The sequence below is a fragment of the Paenimyroides tangerinum genome, from assembly GCF_003865405.1.
Lineage (GTDB): Bacteria > Bacteroidota > Bacteroidia > Flavobacteriales > Flavobacteriaceae > Flavobacterium > Flavobacterium tangerinum.
This window is the reverse complement of record NZ_RQVQ01000017.1, coordinates 21,087-44,891: the sequence shown is the minus strand read 5'-3', so window position 1 is coordinate 44,891 and position 23,805 is coordinate 21,087. Positions and strand designations below refer to the sequence as shown.

26 protein-coding genes are annotated in these 23,805 nt (G+C 29.9%); 25 read left to right on the top strand and 1 reads right to left on the bottom strand.

The genetic code is table 11. From position 1 onward, the window contains the following. Positions 1-578 precede the first annotated feature (578 nt). The 13 genes from EG240_RS09000 to EG240_RS08940 all read left to right on the top strand — a co-directional run bounded on the left by EG240_RS09000 (position 579) and on the right by EG240_RS08940 (position 15,555). Complete coding sequence (locus EG240_RS09000) at positions 579-1,262, top strand: GNAT family N-acetyltransferase (RefSeq protein WP_125019064.1); 684 nt, start codon at positions 579-581, stop codon at positions 1,260-1,262. 18 nt (positions 1,263-1,280) lie between these two features. Next, positions 1,281-2,471, top strand: coding sequence for an argininosuccinate synthase (gene argG, locus EG240_RS08995; protein WP_125019063.1), 1,191 nt, complete (start codon positions 1,281-1,283; stop codon positions 2,469-2,471). A gap of 63 nt (positions 2,472-2,534) precedes the next feature. Then, positions 2,535-3,506, top strand: a complete 972-nt coding sequence (gene argC, locus EG240_RS08990; protein ID WP_125019062.1) for an N-acetyl-gamma-glutamyl-phosphate reductase — start codon at positions 2,535-2,537, stop codon at positions 3,504-3,506. A 77-nt stretch (positions 3,507-3,583) separates the two neighbouring features. Continuing rightward, positions 3,584-4,720, top strand: a complete 1,137-nt coding sequence (locus EG240_RS08985) for an aspartate aminotransferase family protein (protein ID WP_125019061.1) — start codon at positions 3,584-3,586, stop codon at positions 4,718-4,720. A gap of 140 nt (positions 4,721-4,860) precedes the next feature. Then, entirely contained in the window at positions 4,861-5,859 is a 999-nt protein-coding gene (locus EG240_RS08980; protein WP_125019060.1) for a Rossmann-fold NAD(P)-binding domain-containing protein, read from the top strand. Positions 5,860-5,926: 67 nt separating this feature from the next. Further along, positions 5,927-6,706: an acetylglutamate kinase gene (gene argB / locus EG240_RS08975; RefSeq protein WP_125019059.1), complete on the top strand. Its 780-nt coding sequence runs from the start codon at positions 5,927-5,929 to the stop codon at positions 6,704-6,706. 7 nt (positions 6,707-6,713) lie between these two features. After that, the gene (locus EG240_RS08970) at positions 6,714-7,772 is read left to right on the top strand and encodes a M20 family metallo-hydrolase (protein ID WP_125019058.1); all 1,059 of its coding nucleotides are present in this window, start codon (positions 6,714-6,716) and stop codon (positions 7,770-7,772) included. After that, complete coding sequence (argH, locus tag EG240_RS08965) at positions 7,769-9,103, top strand: argininosuccinate lyase (RefSeq protein WP_125019057.1); 1,335 nt, start codon at positions 7,769-7,771, stop codon at positions 9,101-9,103. The genes EG240_RS08970 and argH overlap by 4 nt, the downstream gene beginning before the upstream one ends. Before the next feature lie 87 nt (positions 9,104-9,190). Then, a complete protein-coding gene (locus EG240_RS08960) occupies positions 9,191-9,778 on the top strand; it encodes a hypothetical protein (RefSeq protein WP_125019056.1) in 588 nt (195 codons plus the stop codon). 115 nt (positions 9,779-9,893) lie between these two features. Beyond that, positions 9,894-10,442: a hypothetical protein gene (locus EG240_RS08955; protein ID WP_125019055.1), complete on the top strand. Its 549-nt coding sequence runs from the start codon at positions 9,894-9,896 to the stop codon at positions 10,440-10,442. 50 nt (positions 10,443-10,492) lie between these two features. Continuing rightward, positions 10,493-10,837, top strand: coding sequence for a hypothetical protein (locus tag EG240_RS08950; protein ID WP_125019054.1), 345 nt, complete (start codon positions 10,493-10,495; stop codon positions 10,835-10,837). A 121-nt stretch (positions 10,838-10,958) separates the two neighbouring features. Beyond that, on the top strand, positions 10,959-14,870 hold the full coding sequence (locus EG240_RS08945) for a response regulator (RefSeq protein WP_125019053.1): 3,912 nt from the start codon (positions 10,959-10,961) through the stop codon (positions 14,868-14,870). Between the two features lie 28 nt (positions 14,871-14,898). Continuing rightward, positions 14,899-15,555, top strand: coding sequence for a response regulator transcription factor (locus EG240_RS08940; RefSeq protein ID WP_125019052.1), 657 nt, complete (start codon positions 14,899-14,901; stop codon positions 15,553-15,555). Positions 15,556-15,630: 75 nt separating this feature from the next. On the opposite strand, the gene EG240_RS08935 is transcribed toward EG240_RS08940, so the two are convergent. Further along, the gene (locus EG240_RS08935; protein WP_125019051.1) at positions 15,631-16,680 is read right to left on the bottom strand and encodes a 2Fe-2S iron-sulfur cluster-binding protein; all 1,050 of its coding nucleotides are present in this window, start codon (positions 16,678-16,680) and stop codon (positions 15,631-15,633) included. 150 nt (positions 16,681-16,830) lie between these two features. On the opposite strand from EG240_RS08935, the gene EG240_RS08930 reads away from it, so the two are divergent. From EG240_RS08930 to EG240_RS08875, 12 genes are all read left to right on the top strand, one after another. Then, positions 16,831-17,175, top strand: a complete 345-nt coding sequence (locus tag EG240_RS08930) for a PadR family transcriptional regulator (protein ID WP_125019050.1) — start codon at positions 16,831-16,833, stop codon at positions 17,173-17,175. Then, positions 17,176-17,832, top strand: coding sequence for a hypothetical protein (locus EG240_RS08925; protein ID WP_125019049.1), 657 nt, complete (start codon positions 17,176-17,178; stop codon positions 17,830-17,832). Then, positions 17,833-18,453 carry a hypothetical protein gene (locus tag EG240_RS08920; RefSeq protein ID WP_125019048.1) on the top strand — a complete coding sequence of 207 codons (621 nt, stop codon included), beginning with the start codon at positions 17,833-17,835 and terminating at the stop codon, positions 18,451-18,453. Between the two features lie 2 nt (positions 18,454-18,455). Then, positions 18,456-19,130: a hypothetical protein gene (locus tag EG240_RS08915; protein ID WP_125019047.1), complete on the top strand. Its 675-nt coding sequence runs from the start codon at positions 18,456-18,458 to the stop codon at positions 19,128-19,130. Then, positions 19,127-19,834 carry a hypothetical protein gene (locus EG240_RS08910; protein WP_125019046.1) on the top strand — a complete coding sequence of 236 codons (708 nt, stop codon included), beginning with the start codon at positions 19,127-19,129 and terminating at the stop codon, positions 19,832-19,834. Before EG240_RS08915 ends, EG240_RS08910 begins: the two co-directional genes overlap by 4 nt. Position 19,835: 1 nt before the next feature. Then, the gene (locus EG240_RS08905; RefSeq protein ID WP_125019045.1) at positions 19,836-20,588 is read left to right on the top strand and encodes a hypothetical protein; all 753 of its coding nucleotides are present in this window, start codon (positions 19,836-19,838) and stop codon (positions 20,586-20,588) included. A 74-nt stretch (positions 20,589-20,662) separates the two neighbouring features. Then, positions 20,663-21,301, top strand: coding sequence for a tetratricopeptide repeat protein (locus EG240_RS08900; RefSeq protein WP_125019044.1), 639 nt, complete (start codon positions 20,663-20,665; stop codon positions 21,299-21,301). A gap of 93 nt (positions 21,302-21,394) precedes the next feature. Further along, a complete protein-coding gene (locus tag EG240_RS08895; protein WP_125019043.1) occupies positions 21,395-21,694 on the top strand; it encodes a hypothetical protein in 300 nt (99 codons plus the stop codon). Between the two features lie 60 nt (positions 21,695-21,754). Further along, positions 21,755-22,297, top strand: a complete 543-nt coding sequence (locus tag EG240_RS08890; RefSeq protein WP_125019042.1) for a hypothetical protein — start codon at positions 21,755-21,757, stop codon at positions 22,295-22,297. Between the two features lie 9 nt (positions 22,298-22,306). Then, positions 22,307-22,750, top strand: coding sequence for a DinB family protein (locus EG240_RS08885; RefSeq protein WP_125019041.1), 444 nt, complete (start codon positions 22,307-22,309; stop codon positions 22,748-22,750). A gap of 17 nt (positions 22,751-22,767) precedes the next feature. Continuing rightward, positions 22,768-23,451, top strand: coding sequence for a hypothetical protein (locus EG240_RS08880; protein WP_125019040.1), 684 nt, complete (start codon positions 22,768-22,770; stop codon positions 23,449-23,451). Then, the gene (locus EG240_RS08875; protein WP_125019039.1) at positions 23,432-23,770 is read left to right on the top strand and encodes a cupin domain-containing protein; all 339 of its coding nucleotides are present in this window, start codon (positions 23,432-23,434) and stop codon (positions 23,768-23,770) included. The genes EG240_RS08880 and EG240_RS08875 overlap by 20 nt, the downstream gene beginning before the upstream one ends. The last annotated feature ends 35 nt before the right edge of the window (positions 23,771-23,805 follow it).

The window sequence follows — 23,805 nt, the reverse complement described above, 5'->3', positions numbered from 1 at the left end:
TTTCTTAAAATAAAACATTAAAATGATGTTTTAAAACTGGTGATTTCAAAACGTAATTTTTGTTAATAATTTTTAAATTATTAAAATATATATAAGTTGAAGCCGATATTTTTTTGAATGTCGGTTTTTTTTATATTTAAAAAAATGATTTCTTTAAAAAAACACAAACAACAGCTTTGTTGCTTTTATTTAGATGTTAAAAAAAAATGTTTGTAAATTATTGATTTACAAATGTATGTATAAGTTAAAAAAAACTTTTTTTCTTGTTTTTTAAAAAAAATATTAGATAACTTTGCATCATAAAATTTCATCTAAAAGGAAATGATTTCAATTCACACAAATATTTTATTCGACCAATATAGCATCCAAGCTATGTTGCGACGTTGTGTGAATACCACTTCTCCCTTTTCGCCTATAAGGGCCAGGGCTTGATTTTCGAACACTTTTCGAAATCTCTTTTAGCATAAACAGCTTAGTTTAGCTAAACATTCAAAAACAATTTTATTAATAATATTAATTGAAACATTACACTATACGTGTGTTTTGTTCAGATTATTTTGACCAGCCATAATTTCCAAATGAATAAACCATCGGATTTTATTATCATACCAGCGAATGAATCGCATATGGGTTACGCAGAGCAAATCTGTGATGAAATGTTTGAATCAGCAAAAGCTCGAGGAACGGGAATTGCCCGAAGAAAACCTGAGTACGTCGCAAACAAAATGAAAGAAGGAAAATCGGTAATCGCACTTCATAAAGATGGTCGCTGGGCAGGTTTTTGTTACATCGAAACTTGGAGTCACGGAAATTACGTAGCGAATTCAGGTTTAATTGTAAATCCGGAATTTAGAAAATGTGGTTTAGCAAAATCTATTAAAAACCGAGTTTTCAAGCTTTCACGTGAAAAATATCCAGATGCTAAAATTTTTGGATTGACTACTGGTTTGGCGGTAATGAAAATTAATTCGGATTTAGGTTACGAACCAGTTCCTTATTCTGAATTAACGCAAGATGAAGAATTCTGGAAAGGATGTACTTCTTGTGTAAACTTCCAAATCTTACAAAGTAAAGAACGTAACAATTGTTTATGTACGGCGATGCTTTGGGATCCAGCAGAAAAAGAAAAAGAATTAAAACGCAAAATCGAAGAAAAAACAAAAGCGAAAGAGCGTTTAAAAAATATGCAAAAAAAATCTTCATTACTTAAACGATTGGTAATGAAGTTTAAAGGTAGTAAAATCGTGACATTATTTGTATAATCATCAATACGTATTAAAATGAGTAAAAAGAAAGTTGTTTTGGCATTCAGTGGAGGTTTAGATACTTCATTTTGCTGCATCTATTTAGCTAAAGATTTAAATTTAGAAGTACATTCTGTGGTTGTTAACACAGGTGGTTTCGATGAAGCAGAATTAAAACAAATCGAAGAAAGGGCTTTAAGTTTAGGTGTAGCTTCTCATAATGTTATTGATGAAACTACAAATTACTATAACGATAGTATTAAATATTTAATTTTCGGAAACGTACTTAAAAATGCAACTTACCCATTATCTGTAAGTGCAGAACGTGTTTGTCAAGCTACAGCTATTGCAAATTATGCAAAGAAAATCGGAGCAGAATGCGTAGCTCACGGTTCAACTGGTGCAGGAAATGACCAAGTGCGTTTTGATATGATTTTTGAAATCTTAGTTCCGAATGTTGAAGTAATTACTCCAATTCGTGATTTAAAATTATCTCGTGAAGCAGAAATTGAATATTTACATAAGCACGGTGTCGAAGTAAACGCAGAAAAAGCAAAATATTCAATCAATAAAGGTCTTTGGGGAACTTCAGTTGGAGGTAAAGAAACTTTAACTTCTAACCAATATTTACCTGAAGAATCTTGGCCAACTCCAATTTCTAAATCAGGGACTGAACAAGTAACTGTTGATTTTGTAAAAGGTGAGCCAGTTGCTTTAAACGGTGAAGCAATGACTTCTGTTGAGGTAATTCAAAAATTACAAGATATCGCACAGCCTTATGGTATTGGTCGTGATATTCACGTAGGTGATACAATTATTGGTATTAAAGGACGTGTTGGATTTGAAGCTGCTGGACCAATCATTATTGTAAAAGCGCACCACACGTTAGAGAAACACGTATTGACAAAATGGCAATTGTCTTGGAAAGATCAATTAGGAGCTTTTTATGGTAACTTCTTACACGAAGGTCAGTTCCACGACCCAGTGATGAGAGATATCGAAGCTTTTTTACAATCATCTCAAGAAACAGTAAACGGACGTGTAATTGTTCAATTACAACCTAACTATTTCACGGTAATTGGTATTGAATCTGAAAACGATTTAATGTCAAATAAATTTGGTACTTACGGTGAAATGAATAATTCTTGGACAGGTGATGATGTAAAAGGATTCTCGAAAATTTTTGGAAACCAAGTTTCTATTTGGCATAAAGTAAACAACAAATAAATTTTATCTACTTTAAGGCAGAAGTTCATTTTGGCTTCTGCCTTTTTTTGAAAATATAAAGTAATGAAGAAAGTAAAAGTTGGAATAATTGGTGGTGCAGGTTATACAGGTGGTGAGTTATTACGTATTTTAGTAAATCATCCAAATACAGAAATTACTTTTGTTCACAGTAATAGTAATGCTGGTAATCCATTATATAAAGTTCACACAGATTTAATTGGTGAAACAGATATGTTGTTTACTAGTGAAATTTCTCAAGATATTGATGTATTGTTTTTGTGTGTGGGTCATGGAGATGCGAAGAAGTTTTTAGATACCAATTCATTCAACGAAAACATTAAAATCATCGATTTAAGTCAAGACCATCGTTTAGCTGCGAATGCGAATGGATTTGTTTACGGTTTGGCTGAAATGAATCGTGAAAAAATCAAACAAGCAAATTATATCGCAAACCCAGGTTGTTTTGCAACAGCCATTCAATTGGCTTTATTGCCATTAGCTTCTGCTAATTTATTGAATGATGATATTCATATCAATGCGATTACAGGTTCTACAGGGGCTGGACAAGGATTAAGCGCTTCTTCACATTTCAGTTGGAGAAACAATAACATTTCGGTGTATAAAGCATTTACACATCAGCATTTGAATGAAATGGGAGAAAGTATTCTTTCATTACAACCAAATTTTGACCAAGAGATTGATTTTATTCCACAACGTGGCGATTTCTCAAGAGGAATTTTTGCGTCAGTTTATTTAAAATCAGATTTGTCTGAAGAAGATGCTGTAAAATTATATCAAGAATATTATAAAGAACATCCGTTCACGTTTGTATCTACAACCAATATAGATTTAAAACAAGTAGTGAATACCAACAAATGTTTGTTATACGTAAAGAAACACGGAAACAAATTAGCTATTTTCTCTGTGATCGATAATTTATTGAAAGGAGCAAGCGGGCAAGCCGTTCAGAATATGAATTTAATGTTCGGTTTAGAAGAAACTGCTGGTTTAAAATTGAAAGCTGTAGTATTCTAAAAAGAATTAAGATAAAAGTATAAAGTATTAAGAGCGCTTTATGACATTTGACATTAAGACTTTAAACAGATTAAGGAATGAAATTATTTGATGTATATCCAGTAAATGCAATCGAAATTCAAAAAGGACAAGGTTCTTATGTTTTTGATGCAAACGGAACAAAATATTTAGATTTATATGGTGGTCATGCTGTGATTTCAATCGGGCATACCAATCCACATTATGTAAACAGATTAACAGAACAATTACAAAACTTAGGTTTCTATTCAAATTCCATTGAAATTCCTATTCAAAAACAATTAGCAACTTTATTAGGAGAGGTTTCTGGTAAAGCAAATTACCAATTGTTTTTATGTAATTCAGGTGCAGAAGCAAACGAGAATGCGTTAAAATTAGCTTCGTTCTACAACAAACGCAAAAAGATTGTTGCTTTTAAAAATGCATTTCACGGGCGTACTTCGTTAGCGGTTGCTGCAACAGATAATCCAAAAATTGTTGCTCCAGTTAACGAAACAGATAATGTGGTTTTCTTACCATTTAACGATGAGATTGCTTTAGAAAAAGCATTCGCAGATTTTGGTAATGAAATCTCTTCTGTAATTATCGAAAGTATCCAAGGTGTTGGTGGAATTCAATTGGCTTCAGATTCTTTCTTGCAAAAAATCAGAACGTTAACTACGCAGTATGATGCTGTTTTTATTGCTGATGAAGTTCAGTGTGGTTATGGGCGTTCAGGTAAATTCTATGCGCAAGATTATTCAGGTGATGAAGCTGATATTTACACGATGGCAAAAGGAATGGGGAATGGTTTTCCGATTGGTGGAATTTCTATTTCTGAAAAATTTGTTCCTTGGCATGGCGAGTTAGGTACGACTTTTGGTGGAAATCACTTGGCTTGTGCTGCGGCTTTAGCTGTTTTAGAAGTTATCAAAAAAGATAATTTAATGAACAACGCTTTAGAAGTTGGAAATTATGTAATGAACGAATTAAAATCATTCGACAAAATCACTGAAGTTCGTGGAAAAGGTTTAATGATTGGAATTGATTTACCAGTGGAATTAAAAGCTGTAAAGGATAAATTGCTATTCGAAAATAAAATATTTACAGGGTATGCAGCTCCTAACGTAATTCGTTTGTTGCCTGCATTAAACGTTTCTAAAGTAGAAGCAGATATGTTTTTAGAAGCATTAAAAATGCAATTAAATAAATATTAGTTTTTTAGAGAAAAGAAGAGAGAGAAAAGAATAAAGAGAAAAGAATAAAGAGCAAATGACTACTCGTTAACATTCAAACTTTATAACATTCAAACTTTATAACATTCAAACTAATTAATAACAATTTGAAATCAAGATAAATGGAAAAATTCTTTTCAGTTGGTGATGTTGATAATTTATCACAAATTGTAAAAGAAGCTTTATCAGAAAAAGCTTCTCCAAATGCCAACGAAGCATTGGGTAAACACAAAATGATGGGATTAGTTTTTCTAAACCCAAGTTTGCGTACGCGTTTAAGTACACAAAAAGCAGCCATGAATTTAGGAATGAATGTTATGGTGATGAATATGGATAAAGACGGTTGGGCATTAGAAACTCGTGATGGAGTTGTAATGAACGGAACAACTGTAGAACATATTCGTGAAGCAGCTGCTGTAATGGGCGAATATTGCGATATTTTAGGATTGCGTTGTTTCCCAGGATTAAAAGATGCTGAAGAAGATTATAGCGAAGATTTATTCAATAAATTTTTGAAATTCTGCAATACGCCAGTGGTGAGTTTAGAAAGCGCAACACGCCATCCATTACAAAGTTTAACAGACTTAATCACGGTTATCGAAAATAGTGATTATACTTTTGATGAAGCTAAGCAACAATATATTCCAAACGGTAAAAAGCCAAAAGTTGTTTTAACTTGGGCACCTCACGTTAAAGCTTTGCCACAAGCAGTTCCGAATTCATTTTCTGAATGGATGTGTGAAGCTCAGAAGCAAGGTTTAGTTGATTTTGTTATTGCGCAACCAGAAGGATATGAGTTAAACGAAGATTTTACTTCAGGAGCAACTTTGGTTTATAATCAGGAAGATGCATTTAAAGATGCCGATTTTATTTACGTTAAAAACTGGTCTAGCTATAAAGATTACGGAAAGATATTACCTGTAGAAGGTGAATGGATGCCAACTTTAGAAAGTTTAAAAATAACTAACGATGCTAAAGTAATGCACTGTTTACCAGTTCGCCGTGATTTGGAATTAGGGTCTGATATTCTAGATTCAGAAAAATCATTAGTAGTTAAAGAAGCAGGAAATCGCGTTTGGGCAGCTCAAGTTGTTATCAAACGTATTTTAGAAAATAAATAATTATTTTGCCACAAATTCACAGATTTATAATTTTTTAATCTGTGTATCTGTGGTTAAAATTACAACTATGGAAAAACTAACACTTGTAAAAATTGGTGGAAACATCATTGATAACGAAACAGCGTTAACTGATTTCCTAAACTTGTTTCATCAAATTCAGGGTAAAAAGATTTTGGTTCACGGTGGCGGTAAAATTGCTACAGAATTAAGTCAAAAATTAGGTTTAAATCCAGAAATGGTAAAAGGTCGTAGAATTACAGATGCCGAAATGCTAAAAGTAGTTACGATGGTTTATGCTGGTTTAACTAATAAAACCATTGTTGCCAAACTACAAGCTTTAAAAGAAAATGCTTTGGGATTAACTGGTGCAGACGGAAATGTAATTGTTGCAGAAAAGCGTCCAATTTTCGAGGTTGATTATGGTTTTGTGGGTGATATCACTGAAGAAAACATCAATACCGATTTTTTACGTGATTTGTTAGATAGAAATTATCTTCCTGTTTTTTCAGCGATAACTCACGACGGTCAAGGCCAGTTGTTTAATACAAACGCAGATACTGTTGCTTCAACAATTTCAATTGCTTTAGCTCAATTTTATGAAGTAGATTTGATTTATAGTTTTGAGAAAAAAGGAGTTTTAAAAGATATTAATGATGAAAATTCTGTGATTCATTCTATTAATGAGTTGAATTTTAATACTTTTGTTGAAGAAAAAATTATTGCAGACGGAATGATTCCTAAAATTACAAATGCCTTACAAGCAGTTGATAAAGGTGTTTCAAAGGTAATTATTAAAAATGCAAATGACTTATTAGATGCGTTTGCTGGAACAATCGTCACCAAATAAACATTAAATGGAAAAGATTATAGAAGGAAGTATTGGGTTGTTAATGGATTTAATCCGAACGCAATCTTTTAGTAAAGAAGAAGATAAAACCGCTCAAATTATTGATACATATTTACAAAATCACGGTGTTAAAACACATCGTGAATTAAATAATGTTTGGGCTTTCAATAAATATTTCGATTCATCAAAACCAACGATTTTATTAAACTCACATCACGATACGGTTCATCCAAATAGAGATTATACACGAGATCCGTTCAATGCAGAAATTATTGATGGCAAATTATTTGGTTTAGGAAGTAACGATGCTGGTGGATGTTTGGTTTCATTAATCGGAACGTTTTTACATTATTACGACAAACAAGATTTAAAATATAATTTTGTTATTGCAGCTACGGCTGAAGAAGAAATTTCTGGTTTACACGGATTGGAATTTGTTGTTCCTAAATTAGGTGAATTAGAATTCGCAATTGTAGGTGAACCAACCCAAATGCACTTGGCTATTGCCGAAAAAGGATTGATGGTCTTAGAATGTAAAGCACCTGGAAAATCAGGTCATGCAGCTCGTGAAGAAGGCGAGAATGCCATTTACAATGCAATGAAAGATATTGCTTGGTTTCAAAATTATAGATTCGAAAAAGAGTCTGAAATTTTTGGACCGATCAAAATGTCAGTTACAATGATAAATGCCGGAACACAGCACAATGTGGTTCCTTCAAGTTGTGATTTCGTAGTTGATGTTCGTATCACAGATGCTTACACAAACGATGAAGTTTTGGATATTATTCACGAAAATACCATTAGTGAAATTCATCCACGTTCAACAAGATTAAAGCCATCTTGTATTGACAAAAAACATCCAATTGTTCAGGCTGGAATAGCTCTAGGAAGAGAAACTTACGGTTCTCCAACAACAAGCGATCAGGCTTTGTTAAGTATTCCTTCGTTGAAATTAGGACCTGGAGATTCGGCTCGCTCACACACAGCAGATGAATTTATTTATGTAAAAGAGATTGAGGAAGGAATTCCTTTATATATTAAAATGTTAGACCAAATTGTATTATGAAGCTTTGGCAAAAAAATACAGAAGTAGATAAAACCGTTGAAAAATTTACTGTTGGTCGCGACCGAGAAATGGATTTCTATCTAGCAAAATTCGATGTTTTGGGTTCTTTAGCTCATACACAAATGTTAGAATCTATTGGTTTATTGACTTCGGAAGATTTAGAAGAAATTCAAAAAGAATTAAAAAATATATTTCGAGAAATCGAAGCTGGAAATTTTCAAATTGAAGACCACGCGGAAGATGTTCATTCACAAGTTGAATTTATGTTGACAGAACGCATCGGTGAAGCTGGAAAAAAAATCCACAGCGGACGTTCTCGTAACGACCAAGTTTTGGTGGACTTAAAATTGTTTTTCCGTTCAGAAATCGAGCAAATGGTTCTTCACGTAAAAGAATTATTTGATACGTTGATTTCGTTAAGCGAAAAACATAAAAACGTTTTACTTCCTGGTTATACGCATTTGCAAGTTGCTATGCCAAGTTCATTCGGATTATGGTTTGGTGCTTACGCAGAAAGTTTAATCGACGATTTAGAATTGATGTTGGCTGCTTGGAAAATCACCAATAAAAATCCGTTAGGTTCAGCAGCAGGTTACGGATCATCGTTTCCGTTAAACAGAACTATGACAACAGATTTGTTAGGTTTTGAACAATTAAACTACAATGTGGTTTATGCACAAATGGGACGTGGTAAAACCGAACGTATTTTAGCCCAAGCAATGAGCAGTATTGCTGCAACAATGGCAAAAATGGCAATGGATATTACGTTGTATATGAATCAGAATTTTGCTTTTGTGAAATTCCCAGATCATTTAACAACCGGTTCAAGTATTATGCCGCATAAAAAGAATCCGGATGTTTTAGAGTTGATTCGTTCGCGTTGCAATAAAATTCAAGCTTTACCAAATGAAATTGCTTTAATGACTACGAATTTACCTTCGGGTTATTTTAGAGATTTACAATTGTTGAAAGAGAATTTATTCCCAGCTTTTGAATCGTTAAATGATTGTATGAAATTGTTGGTTTTGATGTTAGATCATATTCAGATTAACGAAACTATTTTAAACGATCCTAAATACGATTACTTATTTAGTGTGGAGGTGGTAAATAACGAAGTTTTAAATGGAGTTCCTTTCCGTGAAGCTTACAAGAATATTGGTTTAGCTATTGAAGACGGAACCTATAAACCATTAAAAGAAGTAAATCACACACACGAAGGAAGTATTGGAAATCTAATGAACAAGCAAATTTCTGAAGCTTTTGAAAAAGTGATTAATGATTTTAATTTTAATAAAGTACACCAAGCGTTGAATGCTTTGGTAAAAGAATAATAGAAGTCCGATGTTTTTACATCGGACTTTTTTGTATTTTTATATGTATAATTAAAATGATTTATTTTGAGTTTTTAAAGTTGTTATATGAAATATTTGTATTGTTTGTTAGTCATATTTTCTTTTAATTTTTCGTTTTGTCAATCAAAGCTATTTGAAGAAATAATAAAAATAGATTCCACAATTCCAAATAATACGGGATGGAAAGATAAAAGTTTCGAAGATTTTTTAATTTACAAAAATCAAATTGAAGCTGATTTTTTTGATGAGAATCAAAATCAATTTGCTGAATATAGAAATGTAATTTATTATTTATATTTAGGAAGTATTCCGAATCATGGTAAAGTAAATAAAATTGTTGGTGTCAAAATAAAAAATCTCGATACAGGTGAAATCATTCATTATATTTCTTCGAATGAAGATGAAATCATAAAGTTGAAAAAAGGTAAAGAAAATGATTTAAGTAATGAATATTTTGCGTTTTTATGTGAAGATTACAAAGTAACAAAAGGGTTGAATATTTTAAAATATACAGATAGTTCAGAAACATTTCATTCTTTAGATTATCATATGATCGAGTTCATTTATAAAATTAATTTAGAAAATGAATCAAATGGAATGGTCTTTAGTTCATATAATTATTATACTTCTGAAAAAATGTTAGATCGTTTTTAAATGGGAAAATTTCTAAAATACGGAATCAGCCTTAAACGCTTTGGATCAAGAATAACAATAAGCTCGGTTTATACCGAGTTTTTTTTCGTATTTTAGTTTTTTATTTTATCTCATAATGAAAAGATTCTTAATCTTAAGTTTTATTTTTTTTACCTCAATTGGTTTTTCACAAGAAAATTCAACTAATAATCAAGTTGATATTTGTCTTCAAAATTCATTAAATGTGTTTTTTAAGGATGAATCTTTTAAGAACATCAAAAGAAATTTGGTTGTTAGCTCATTTACTCGTAATGAAGAAATCATCATTCGAATCATTCCCTTATTCAATGATTTTTATAAATACGATGAATTAACCGGTGATTTTAAAGCTTATTTCAATTACAATGATTTTAATATTTTGTATTATGAAAATGCTTTCGATTTAGATCAGGATGAAAATGTAGTTTTAGAAAATGTGTTGATCGAAGTAAATGGATCAGAAAATAAAGATGTTGAATCTGAAATTCAAATTCTAAAATTAAACAATCCTGAATATTATGGAATGGAATTTATTTACATCAAAGGTGAATTAAAATGGAAAGAAAAAAGCTATTTTGAAAGTTTGATCGAAAATCAATTTCTGTCATCGGATTTTTATAAAGATGTTATTTATAAGGCGAATTGAGGTTTTTACAAAATTGCTTTTTGTAGTTTTGTATTCTGAAATTTAGATAAATGACAAAAACAATCGATTCTCGTTTTGTAGGAAAATGGAAAGGTTCTGATGAAGGAAAAGTTATTCCAGGGCAAATTAATTTTTGGATGATGCATCGAAAAATAAACGGAACGTTCGAAATCATTTTTGAAACACATTACGAAGACGGAACCGCAGAACAATTTTTTGAAACAGGAAATTGGTATGTAATTGACGATGTTTTTTACGAATATCGCGAATCAGATGAGCAAACCGATGCGTATCAATTTGAGTTTCTTTCTCCTCAAATTATTCAATTTATTGAAATAAATTCGGATAATGAAAATTTATATATCTTTAAAGATTATAAACTAATAGAAAATTAATGATTTGTTTATTTTCCTGAAAAATTATCTAGTTTTTTATTAAAAATATTTTTTTGTTTTTTTATAATCAGATACATAACTTATAAATAAAGATAGTAAATTTGCATCAAATATAAATGCGATGATAAATTTTCCAATGCCCGGAAATGAAAATAAGCGTCTTGAAAAATTAGCTTATTATGGTCTACAAAATTTAGCAAAAGATTCTGATTTAGATGTGTTTGCTGAAGCTGCTTGTCTGATTACAGATTGTTCAGCATCATTGATTGCAATGATGGAATCTGAAACACAAACCGTTCAAAGTTGTGTTGGAATGGAGTTAGATTTTGTACCTCGTCAAAGTACAATCTGTCAATACACCATTATGAGTAATGAAGTTTTGGTAATTGAAGATACTTTACTAGATGATCGTTCTCGTTTTAACGAAATGATGATTCAGGCTGGTGTTCGTTTTTATGTTGGAGTTCCGCTATTAGATGAAGAAGGTGTGGCATTAGGAACTATTTGTGCTTTTGATTTTCAACCTAAGAAAATCTCTTGTAAGCAAGTTCATTCTTTAAAAAAATTAGGAGAATCTATAACTAAAATCTTATTAAGCAAAAAGAAAAATGCTTATGCAGAATATTTTATGGATACTTTTAATTTAACAAATAATATTATTTGCGTTTTAGATAGTACTTTTAAAATCAAAGAAACGAATCCTGTTTTTGATAATCTTTTCAAATTCTCAAAAGAAAAAACGTTATCGTTGTTATTCACAGATTTGTTTAATGGTATTGATAACTGGGACAAACTTTCAAAAACAAATTTGCAAAATTTTGAAGATGTTCATATTTTAACTCAATCAACATTAGATACAAGTGAACTAATTGAAATTGATTGGCATATTAAATTGAATGCTTCTAAAACAGAAATTTTATGTTTTGGAAGAAATATCACTGAAGAAAATAAAGAAAAAATCAAACTAGCAAATTCAGAACAAAAATTTAAAAAGTTCTTTGAAAATTCTATCGGTTTGATGAGTCTTCATGATCTTCAAGGAAATATGCTGGCTGTTAATGAACAAGGAAGAAGCGCTTTGTTGTATGATGAAAGTGAAGTTAGCCAGATGAGCTTATATTCTTTGGTTGATGAAGCTGAAAAAAATGATATCACAAGATATTTAGATACAATTGCCAAAAATAAAGTAGCAAAAGGTTTAATGCGTTTGAATGCAAAAGATGGTTCCAAATTGTATTGGATGTACCATAACATGTTAGAAATTGATGAAAACGGTGAACCTTATGTTGTAAGTACTGCTTTAAATATCACAGAACGCATTCTGTTAGAAAAGAAATTCAAACACATTCAACAAATTCTAGAACAAACGAATGATGTGGCTCAAGTAGGAGGTTGGGAATTAAATGTAGAAACAAACGAAATAACTTGGTCTAAAAACACCAAAAAGATTCATGGAGTTTCTGAAGATTATGATCCAAATCTTGATACAGCAATTCAGTTTTACACAGATGAAAGTCAGGAGTTTGTAAATAGTTTAATTTCAAAAGCTATAAACGAAGGGATACCTTATGATCAAGAATTAGAATTAGTTCGTTTAGACGGAACTATTATTTGGGTTCGTGTTAAAGGAATACCTGAATTTAAAGGTGATGTTTGTGTACGTCTGTTTGGTATTATTCAAGATATTGACGAAACTAAAAAAGTTTATTTAGATTTAGCGAATAAAGAGGCGATGCTTCAGGCTTTTGTTAAAGATGTACCTGCTGCTGTAGCGATGTTTGATTCCGACTTAAATTATATGACTGTTAGTAAACAATGGTCAGATGATTATAATAAAGAAAATAAAAAACTTGTTGGAAAACATATGTATGATATCTCTCCAAATATTCCTGAGGAGAGAAAACAAATATATAGCGATGCATTGAAAGGGCTAACGTATGTAAATGAAAATGAAGTTTTTTTAGATTTAAAAGAAGAAAATCCTCAACATTACAATTGGGCGGTTAAACCTTGGTATGGTTCTGATGGCGAAATAGGAGGAATTATTTTGTTTACTCAAAATATTACTCCAGCAGTAAAAATTAATCAAGAATTAATAGAAGCAAAAAAACTTGCTGATATTGCAAGTAAAGCCAAAACGGAATTTTTAGCTAATATGAGTCACGAAATCAGAACTCCGTTAAATGGTGTTATCGGTTTTTCTGATTTATTATTGAAAACGCCATTGAACGAAATTCAACAACAATATCTGAATTATATTAATGAATCAGGTAATAGTTTGTTGCATATTATAAATGATATTCTTGATTTTTCTAAAATCGAATCAGGTAAATTAGAATTATTTATCGACAAGTATAAAATCACTGATATTGGAGATCAAGTAATCAATGTTGTCTTGTATCAAGCACAGCGAAAACAAATAGAATTACTTCTAAATATCGAACATGATTTACCAAATTTTGTTTGGATTGATGTTGCTCGAATCAAACAAGTATTAATGAATTTACTTGGTAATGCTGTTAAGTTTACAGAAAGTGGAGAAATTGAACTTCGAATTCGTAAAATGGAGCAAGCAAATGGAAAAGTAACTTTACGATTTGCTGTTCGTGATACTGGAATAGGTATTCCAGTCGATAAACAACAGCGAATATTCGATGCGTTTACGCAAGAAGATAGTTCTGTTAGTAAACGTTATGGAGGAACTGGTTTAGGGTTGACTATTTCGAATAATATTTTGAAATATATGGGAAGTTCTCTTTCTTTAAAAAGCGAATTAGGTCTTGGCTCGGTTTTCTATTTTGATATTGAAGTTCCGTTTGAAAATACAACAATTGATGACGAAGAAACTATTGATTTACAAAATGTACTTGTAGTAGATGACAACGAAAAAAACCGAATTATTCTAAAACAAATGCTTTCATTTAAAGGAATAAATGCAGATTTAGCTGCAAATGGTTTAGAAGCGATTCAAATGTTGATGAAAGGAAATGAATATGATGCTATTTTGATGGATTATCATATGCCAATTCTTTCAGGTTTAGAAACTATCGAAAAGATCAAAGAACTATTTAAAAATCAAGATAATAAAGTTCCGTTAATCGTTTTACATACTTCATCAGAAGAGCAAGAAGTTATAGCAAATGTTAGGAAAGAAGAACAATCATATTGTTTGTTGAAACCAATTAAATCAAACGAACTTTATTCGGTTTTACATCGTGCTAGTACGCAGTTGAGCAAAATTGCTACAAATAATGAAAATGAGGTTGTGAAAGCTAAAATCATTTCTCAAGAAATTAAAGTCCTTTTAGCAGATGATAATCCTGTAAATATGGCTTTGAATTTGAAAATTATGGAATTGCTTGTTCCGAATGCAAAATTGGTCGAAGTAGAAGATGGTAAATTAGCAGTTGAAGCTTGTATAAAAGAAAACTTTGATTTAATTTTAATGGACATTCAAATGCCAATTATGGATGGAATTGAAGCTACCAAAGAAATTCGTAAAATATCAAGTTTTGATAATGTTCCAATTATTGGGGTCACAGCTGGAAATATTTTGATTGAAAAAGAAAAATGTATGAAAGCAGGTTTTTCAGATATGTTAGCCAAACCAATTAAGCAACAAGATTTATTAAACATGTTAGCTACCTATTTTGAAGTTGATGCTTTGTCTGATAATCAATTAGATGATGATACAGAGAATATTGATTTATCAGTTTTAGAAGCGCAAACAGGTGGAGATGAGAAATTTAAAGCTTATTTTTTAGATTTGTTGATTACTGAGTTAAATAGTTCATTATTGAATCTAAAACATATTGAAGATAATTTTAATAGTCAGTCTGTTAAAATGTATTTACATAAATTAAAAGGAACTGCTGGAATGTCTGGTTTAGCTGGTTTGTTAAAAACAGTTACTAAGTGGGAAGAATCAGAAGTGAGTTCAATCAATTTCTTTGAAATGAGTAATGAGCTTCATAAGCAAATCGTGAATGCGCAACGAATCATTCAACAAATGAATAATTCGGCTAAAACCTAATATTACTAATAATATAATTTAAATATAAATGATAAATAAGTTTAATAAATTCAAATTTATCACAGCAGATGATCACGAAATAATTGCGAAATCTTTAATTTTTATTATTAAAGATTTATATAAAGATGCAGAGATTTATCAAATAGATAAATTAAGTGAGATTGTTGAAGCTTTAAAGAAGGAGAAAATAGACTTATTGATTCTAGATATTTCTTTTCCTGAAGGTGATACATTGACAATTATACCAAAAATCAAAGCCATTCAACCAGATATTAAAATTTTAGTTTTTTCTGGACATGACGAAAATATGTATGCGATTAGATATTTTCACGCAAACGTAAATGGATATTTGAGTAAATCAAGCGGAGTAAACGAAATCAAAAATGCGATTACTGACGTTATGAATAATGGAAAGTATTTTAGTAGAAACATCCAAAATCAAATTATGGATAGTTTGATTTTCAAGAAGCCTTCTAACGCATTACAACAACTTTCTAACAGAGAATTTGAAATTGCTAAGCTTTTGGTAAAAGGTTTTGGAAATACTGAGATTTCTGCCGAATTAGATTTGCAAAAATCAACGGTTAGTACGTATAAAAATAGAATTTTTGAAAAATTGGAAATCAATAATGTTCCTGATTTAATTCAGATTTTTAAATTATACAACGAAGAAAATGCTGGTTAATTCTTTTTGAAACCAACAATATAAAACTAAAAATCCCGATGCTTTTTTAAACATCGGGATTTTTTTATGATTCTATTAAACATCGTCAAAATCAACATAAATCTCATCTGAAGTTACAATCGCTTGGCAAGATAAAATCAAACCTTCAGCCACTTCTTCGTCAGATAAAATCGAGTTCTTTTTCATCTCTGCAGAACCTTTTACAATTCTACACATACAAGAACTACAAATTCCGCCTTGACAAGAATACGGAGCGTCAATTCCCTGTTTTAAAGCTGCGTCTAAAAGAATCTCTTTTTTCGACATTTCAAAAGTAGTTTCCTCGTCATCAACTAAAACCGTGATTTTTGCTATTCCGCTTGATTCAATTTGTTTTCCACCATCTGTGCTTGGTGTAAATAATTCAAAATGAATATGCTTTTCATTTACGTTATTTCCTTTTAAAACATCACTAACCAAGTTAATCATATCTTCCGGTCCACATAAATAATAAGCCTTAAATTCTTTTTCGTTGTGTTTATTTTTTAAAACAAAATTCATTGTAGAACGATCAATTCTTCCAAATAAACTTCCTTCTGGATGCGCCTGTGTGAAGGTATAATGTACAAAGAAACGACCTACGTATTTTTGTTGTAATTCGTGAATTTGATTGTGGAAAATGGTTTCTTCTGGACTTTTATTTCCATAAATCAAAACAAATGAACTGTTTGATTCACTTTCTAAAACCGATTTTGCTATAGATATAATTGGTGTAATACCACTACCAGCAGCAACACCACAATAATTATTTTGCTTAGTTTCCTTTGGTTCAAAAACAAATTTTCCTTCAGGAGTTCCAACTTCTAATTGGTCGCCTGCTTTTAATTGCGTAGTTGCAAATGTAGAAAAAGCTCCATTTTCAATCGCCTTAACAACAATTCTGAAATCGCCACTTTTTGGTGAAGACGAAATCGAATAGGAACGGCGAATTTCATTTCCGTTGAATATGTGTTTTACAGTAACATATTGTCCTGCAATAAAAGTGTACAAATCTTTTAACGTTTCCGGAATTTCAAATAAAATTGAAACTGCACTTGGCGTTTCTTTACGAACTTCCTTAACGGTAAGTAAATTAAATGTAGACATATAAAATAGTTAATTTGTGCAAAAATACGAATTTTTAATTTGTGTTTTTTATGACGAATGTCAGGTTTTACAAAAAGATAAAATTTTAATACCTATAATTTTGATGTATAAGAAAATTATGTATATTTGCTATACCTAAAATTCTTTAGTATGAAAAAGCAACAACAATTATATAAAGGAAGTTTGAATACCATTATTATGAAACTTCTTGAACAAAACGGAAAAATGTACGGATATGAAATTACCCAAAAGGTGAAAGAAATTACCCAAGGTGAAATGAATATTACCGAAGGTGCTTTGTATCCGGCTTTACACAAAATGGAAGCAGAAGGTTTCTTGGATGTAGAAATGGATAAAGTAGACGGACGAATTCGTAAATATTACAAGTTAACTGAAAGCGGAGTTAAAGAAACGGTTTCGCGTATGGAAGAACTGGAAAATTTTATTCGCAATATGCAAAACATTGTTACTGGTCCTGATTTAAAAACAATTTAGATGAAACAGACATTAACTACCGAACAAGTTCAATTTATTGAGAATGCCTTAATCGAAAAATGCGATTTCAAAGATTTTAATGATGTACGTTTAGAAATAGTTGACCATTTAGCTTCTGAGATTGAAGAAGATATGAACAATAATAATTCTGATTTTAAAACAGCTTTTATAAAAATTCTGAATAAATGGAATCCGTTGATTTTGCCAAAAACGGTAAGTTTTTATAGCAATGTTCCATACATGGTTTGTAAACTTTGGAAATCTTTAGATTCAAAATTTTATTATGGAAGTTTTGTATTATCGATTTTATTGACTTTTGTTTTTTATAAATTAATTGAAAACGGAATGTCTGTATTTACACTTTTTCTTCCAATTATTTTTATTGGATTATGCGCTAATGTTTATTTGTTCTATAAAAAAATCACAACAAAAGTATCTACAACTTTAAGTGTCTATGCTTTTAAACGTATCTATAAAAACTCAATCACTTTTGTTCTTTTTATTGTTTTAAATATTGCTTTATCATTAGACGGAGATAATTATAACTTATTTCCACTTTATTATGGTTTAATTTATTTCTCAATATTAATGGTCGGTAGAGCTTTCGTTGCTCATAAAAACATCAAAATAGAAAATCAACTTTTAAAAGTTATTTAGATGAAAAAACTAACCAATCAACAAATAGAACAAGTAAATCAAAGATTAATTACATACGGTTTTGGTTTTATAGATATTCGAATTGAAGTTTTAGATCATTTACTTTGTTTGCTTGAAGAAAAAGAATCTAATGATTTTGAAGCTAATTTAAATGCTGTTTTCACTGAACAAAACGATTATTTAAAAACAATTAAAAAATCAACGCTTTCAAAAATATTGAACAAAAAAACATTGTTAAGTGATTTTATTATCAATCCAATTTTTTGGATTATTTGGGTATCTAGTTTCTTATTCTTGTTTTTTATTAATTCTTATATAACAGCATTTCCTATTTCAAATTTAACAGTGGTTCCATTACAATTGGTGTCGATTCCTATTACTTTCTATTTGATTTATTTTATTATTTCAAAAAGAAAATCAACAGATTCATTTTCTAATTTTTTCACTGTTTCATATTTGTTATACGGTTATCTTTTATTAGTTAGTTATTTCAAAGAATCCTCTGGTTTAACATTAATTGGTTTTATCTCATTTGGTATAGCAACAAGTTTAATGCTTTATTATTTACCTGTTTATTTCAAGATTAAAAACGATAAAAAATATCAAAATTTATTTCAATAAAAATGAAAAAACTCTCTCAAGAACAAATCGATCAATTATTTGTATTTACCAAAAAACATTTGGTAGAACATTATGATGTTCAGGTAGAATTAGTGGATCATTTAGCAAACGCTATTGAAGCCGAATGGGAAATAAATCCAAACATTTCGTTTACAGCTGCCTTAGAAAAAGAATATAAAAACTTTGGTGTTTTTGGATTTTCTGGTTTGGTAGAACAAAAACAAGCTACGTTACAAAATCATTATTGGAATGTAATTAAAAGAGAAATCCGCAGCTTTTTTTCTATTCCAAAAATCGTTTTAACCCTTGCCTTATTTTATGTTTTGTTTCGGTTTTATTCTAATCCAACTGAACTTGGAGAACAACTATGGTTTAGTTTAGAAGTTGTTTTATTGATAATGACTTTAGCATTATGGATCTATCAATACAGAAAAATTAAAAACAGTCACAAAAAATATTTAATACAATCTATCAGTAATTATTTTTACAGCTTGCCTTGTACATTAATTGTGTTTTTTGGTTTTTCTGTTAAAAGTAATCCAAGCTTGTTTACAATTGTTTTAAGCTCAACTACAACTACTTTATACATACTATTTGTAGCTGTTTTGTTTTTTAAAATTATACCTTTAATTAAAAATGAAATTGGTTTAACAGAGAAAAAATTCCAACATATATGAAAAAACTAACTCAAGAACAAATCGACCAGCTGTTTGTATTTACCAAAAAACATTATGTTGAATTTTACGATGTTCAAGTAGAATTGGTAGATCATTTAGCAAATGCAATTGAAGCAGCTTGGGAAGTAAATCCGAATTTATCGTTTGATGAGACACTACAAGCTGAATTTAAAAAGTTTGGAATTTTTGGATTTACTGGTTTGGTAGAACAAAAACAAAACGAACTTCATAAGCACTATAATAAAATGCTTTGGAATGAAATTAAATCGTTTTTTACTATTCCTAAAATTGTATTGACGGCGCTATTGTTTTTTCTAGTTTATTATATTTTAGAAAAAACAGGAGCAATAGGCGAAACATTTGCACTTGCAGCCTTAATTATATCTTTTATAGTTTTTATGTTTGATGGGTTTCGATTTATATTCAAAATTAAAAAAGAGCAGAAAAAACAAGGTAAAAGTTGGCTACTTCAATCTGTGGCGCAACAGATGTTTTCAATTCCAACTATCGGATTTGGTGGGGTTTATTTTTCAATGATTGGACGTTTTTTTGAAGAAAACTTAGCAGTTTCCAATGCAGGAATTTATTTTTTAACCGCTTTTCTTGTGATGCACTTCTTGTTTATTTTTGTTTTTTACAATTTAATAAAGCCAAGTTTAGTCAAAAGTATAAAAGAAACCGAAAAACGCTACCAAACCATTTAAAATGCAATTAACCACAACACAATTACAACAAGTATCAAACTGGATTGCAAATCAGAAAATAACTGATTTTGATTCTTTTGGAAGAAAAGATAAAAAGCATTTGTATTACGATATTCAGTGTGAAATGACCGATCATGTAGCTTCGAATATTGAAGATGTAATACAAACAGAAAACAAATCGTTTAGCGAAGCTTTTGAAATTGCTAAGCAAAAATGGAATGTTTCTGAACTTCAGAAATTAGAACAAGCCAAAGAAAAAGCTTTGAAAAGCAAATATACTAAATTGTATTTTTCGGCTTTTAAGAAACTATTCTTGTCACCTAGAATTTTATATGTTTTCTTGGTCGGAATTCTAATTTTTAAACTTTTAATGATTGATGAATTTTGGTTTTCGCAAGTTAAATTCGTCGTTTCTATAGGTTGTTTATTCTTCGGATTAGGATTGATTTTATTAAACATGTATCAAACCGAAAAAATTAACGGAACACAAAACAGATTTTTATTAAACAGTATCAGTTTTAAAATCATTGCTGTTTTGACTGGATTAAATGCTGTAATTACCAATTTTGCTTTTAATTTTTTTGTAGAACCAATGAATTCTTTCAATACAGAAACTTATGATTTCTTTACAAACAGCATCAAATTGAGTATTTTATTAACATTAATGATTTGTAATGTAACTCTAGTTTATTTCGTGATTCATAAACAATTAAAAGCCGATTTGAAAAGATATGTAATTTCTTATTCAAACTAAAATATAAGCTCTTGAATTTTTGAGGAGCTTTTTTTTCTATATTTGATTCGTTGATATTCTAAACCAATCTAATTATGAAAAGAATCTGTTTTTTATTATTACTAATTTCTACGGTTACTTCTGCCCAAAATCCTGAAGTTGCCAGAGAATTAGTATTAGAAGGTGTTGCGCTCTACGATGAAGGAAAATATTCGCAAGCCATTTCAAAATATGACGATGCATTAAAAGTAGATAAAGATAATTTTCTTGCACTTGCAGAAAAAGCAATGACTTTAGTTGCTACTCGAGATTATTCGGAATCTATCAAAATATGTAAAAAAGTTTTAAAACTACATCCAAACGAAGAACTTTCGATGTTATATGTTACTTATGGAAATGCTACGGATTTATTGAACGATTCAAAAAAAGCAATTAAAATTTATGATGAAGGGATTCAAAAATATCCTAACCAATACCAACTTTATTTCAATAAAGGAATTGCATTGACTGGATTAGGCGAAAACGAAAAAGCAAAAGAAGCGATTCAATCAGCTACTGTTCTAAAACCAAATCATCCAGGTTCGTTTAATGTTTTAGGTATTTTGAATGAAAATAATAGAATTGCAGCGATTATGTCGGCTTGTCGATTTTTGAGTTTAGATAATAAATCGGCTCGTGCAAATGATAATATAGAATATATTTTAAAGTTGATGAATCAAGGTGTTGAAAAATAGGGGTCTAATGAGGTTAACATTACTTTAAGCGATTTTGTAAAGAAAGATAAAAATCGAGAAAACGATTTTTCGTCTGTTAATTTAATGGTTTCTATGAGTGCAGCCTATGAAATGACAGATGATAATAAATACAAAGGAGATGTAGAAAAGTTTTCAGATAAATTATCGATTTTATTTGGAAGTTTGACCGAAACCAAAGATAATCAATCGGGTTATTATTGGGAATATTTGGCTCCCTATTTTATCGATATGAAAAAGCAAGACTTAGTAAATACCTTTGCAAATATTGCTTTTGCTGCTAAAAATGATAAAGATGCAATGAAGTTTTTAAAAGAAAACAAAGAAAAAGTAGATGCGTTTTATAATTGGTCAAATTCTTTTCAATGGTTATAAAATAAAATGTAATAAAGCAGAGTTTCGACTTTGCTTTTTTTGTAAATTAGAAATAAAAAAATGACTGTAAAAACAAAAATTCTCAATCAATTAAAGGAAACAAATACGTTAGCCGATTTTTATACCGATGCTTACAATTGTTCGAGTTTTGGATTCGTTTTAGATTATAATGATGAATTTGTAATTGTTGAACGTTTTAATGATGAAAATAATTACGACGGTTTAACTATTTTCTTTTTAGAAAACATTTCAAGAATTCGCTGGGAAGGGAATGAAATTCAAAGTATTGCTAAAGTAATTGATGTTTCGAAAAGGCTTGATGTAAAACCTAATATCGATTTAGATTCCATTCATTCAATTTTAGAAAGTATTCAAAAACATTTCGATTTTTTGACCATTCATATTGAAGACTTAGATTCTGAAGTTTGCTTAATTGGAGAAATTCACGATTTAGATAATGAAACAATTGTAATGCATGAATATGGAACCATGATTTCATTGGATAGAAAATTTGTTTTGTTAAATGTTCACGATATTACGCGTATCGATTTGAACGGTTGCTATGAACTTAAATTGAAGCAAGTTTTAAATATTAGTAAATAAATGTAATTTATGAAAACACAATTCGAAAAACTTTTTACCTATAACAAAGAAATGAATCAACGACTACTCGATTTGATTTCTAAAAACTTAAATCAAGTAAATGAAAAGACCATTTTGTTGATAAATCATATTATAAACGCACATCAAATTTGGAATGCAAGAATCAATAATCAAGCTTCATTTGAAGTTTGGCAAACACGTATTTTTTCTGACTTAGTAGAAATTAATGAATCAAATTTTGAAAATACTATGCAAATTATTGATAATAGAAATTTAGAAGAACTGATTTCATATTCAAATTCGAAAGGAGAAATATTTTCAAACACTATTGATGATGTAATTTTCCATGTTATCAATCATTCAACGTATCATCGTGCACAAATTATAACCGATTTGAAAATAGCTCAGATAGAACCAGCAAATACAGATTATATATTTTATCGTAGAAAATAAAAACTAATCAACCACTTATGAAAAAGCTAATTCAAATTTTTATTTTATTCTTCACTCTGAATTTTGGATATGCCCAAAATGTATTGGATTTGTATTATGTTATTCCAGATGTTTATGTTGGCGATTTGTCCGAATCTGAACGAAGAAATCTGATTTCTAATCGTAAATTGAAAGTTAATGATTCACATTTCGAATCGCGTTTTAATCTAAAAAAGGGCTATCTTCAAATGGAAAAAAGTTATGCAAAAAATAAGCCTGTAGATTTCTATATCGATATAAAATATTGGACTTTGGAAGATGGCTTTTTGATTGCCGTTTCTAAAACAAAAATGGATAACTACAATTATCAACAGGTAGATTTTAAGTTTTTACTTTATAAAGATGGTGAAATTTCTTTAGTCAAAAAAGGATATTTAGATGGCTATTCTTCTGATTTTGATGTTTTTCAAAACAATTTATGGAATTTTTTCTTGAAAGATGGTATTTCGAATTCGGAAAAAGAAATGGCTAAAAATGCAAATATTTTTATCTCATTTCAATATGGTCGATATGATTTCTATTTGCAATATTCGACCAAATATGAATATTGGAAATTTAACGATAAAATCATGAAATATATAAAGGCAGAAAATATCGATTTTAAATTTGATTATAACGATTCAAAATTTATACAACCTAAAAATGAAAATACAATCTTTTAATACCGATGTCGTTTTTGACCAAGAACGCATTCAAACCAAAGTAATTATCGAAACTTCTTTCTCAAAAGAAATTCGAATTTTGTTAGCAAAAGGACAATTGATGAAAGAGCATAAAGCGCCATTTTCGATTGTGATTCACGTTTTACAAGGTTCTATTAATTTGGGTTCTGAAGGTGAAATACAAGAAATGAACGCAGGTGATTTGATTACTTTAGACGCGAATATTCCTCATGATTTAAAAGCAAATCAAGATTCGATAATTCGATTAACGTTGTCAAAACTCGATAAAATGGAACGTGTTGAAAATGTAATTAAATAAAATATTTATTTTTAACATTTATGTTGGTTTTTTAG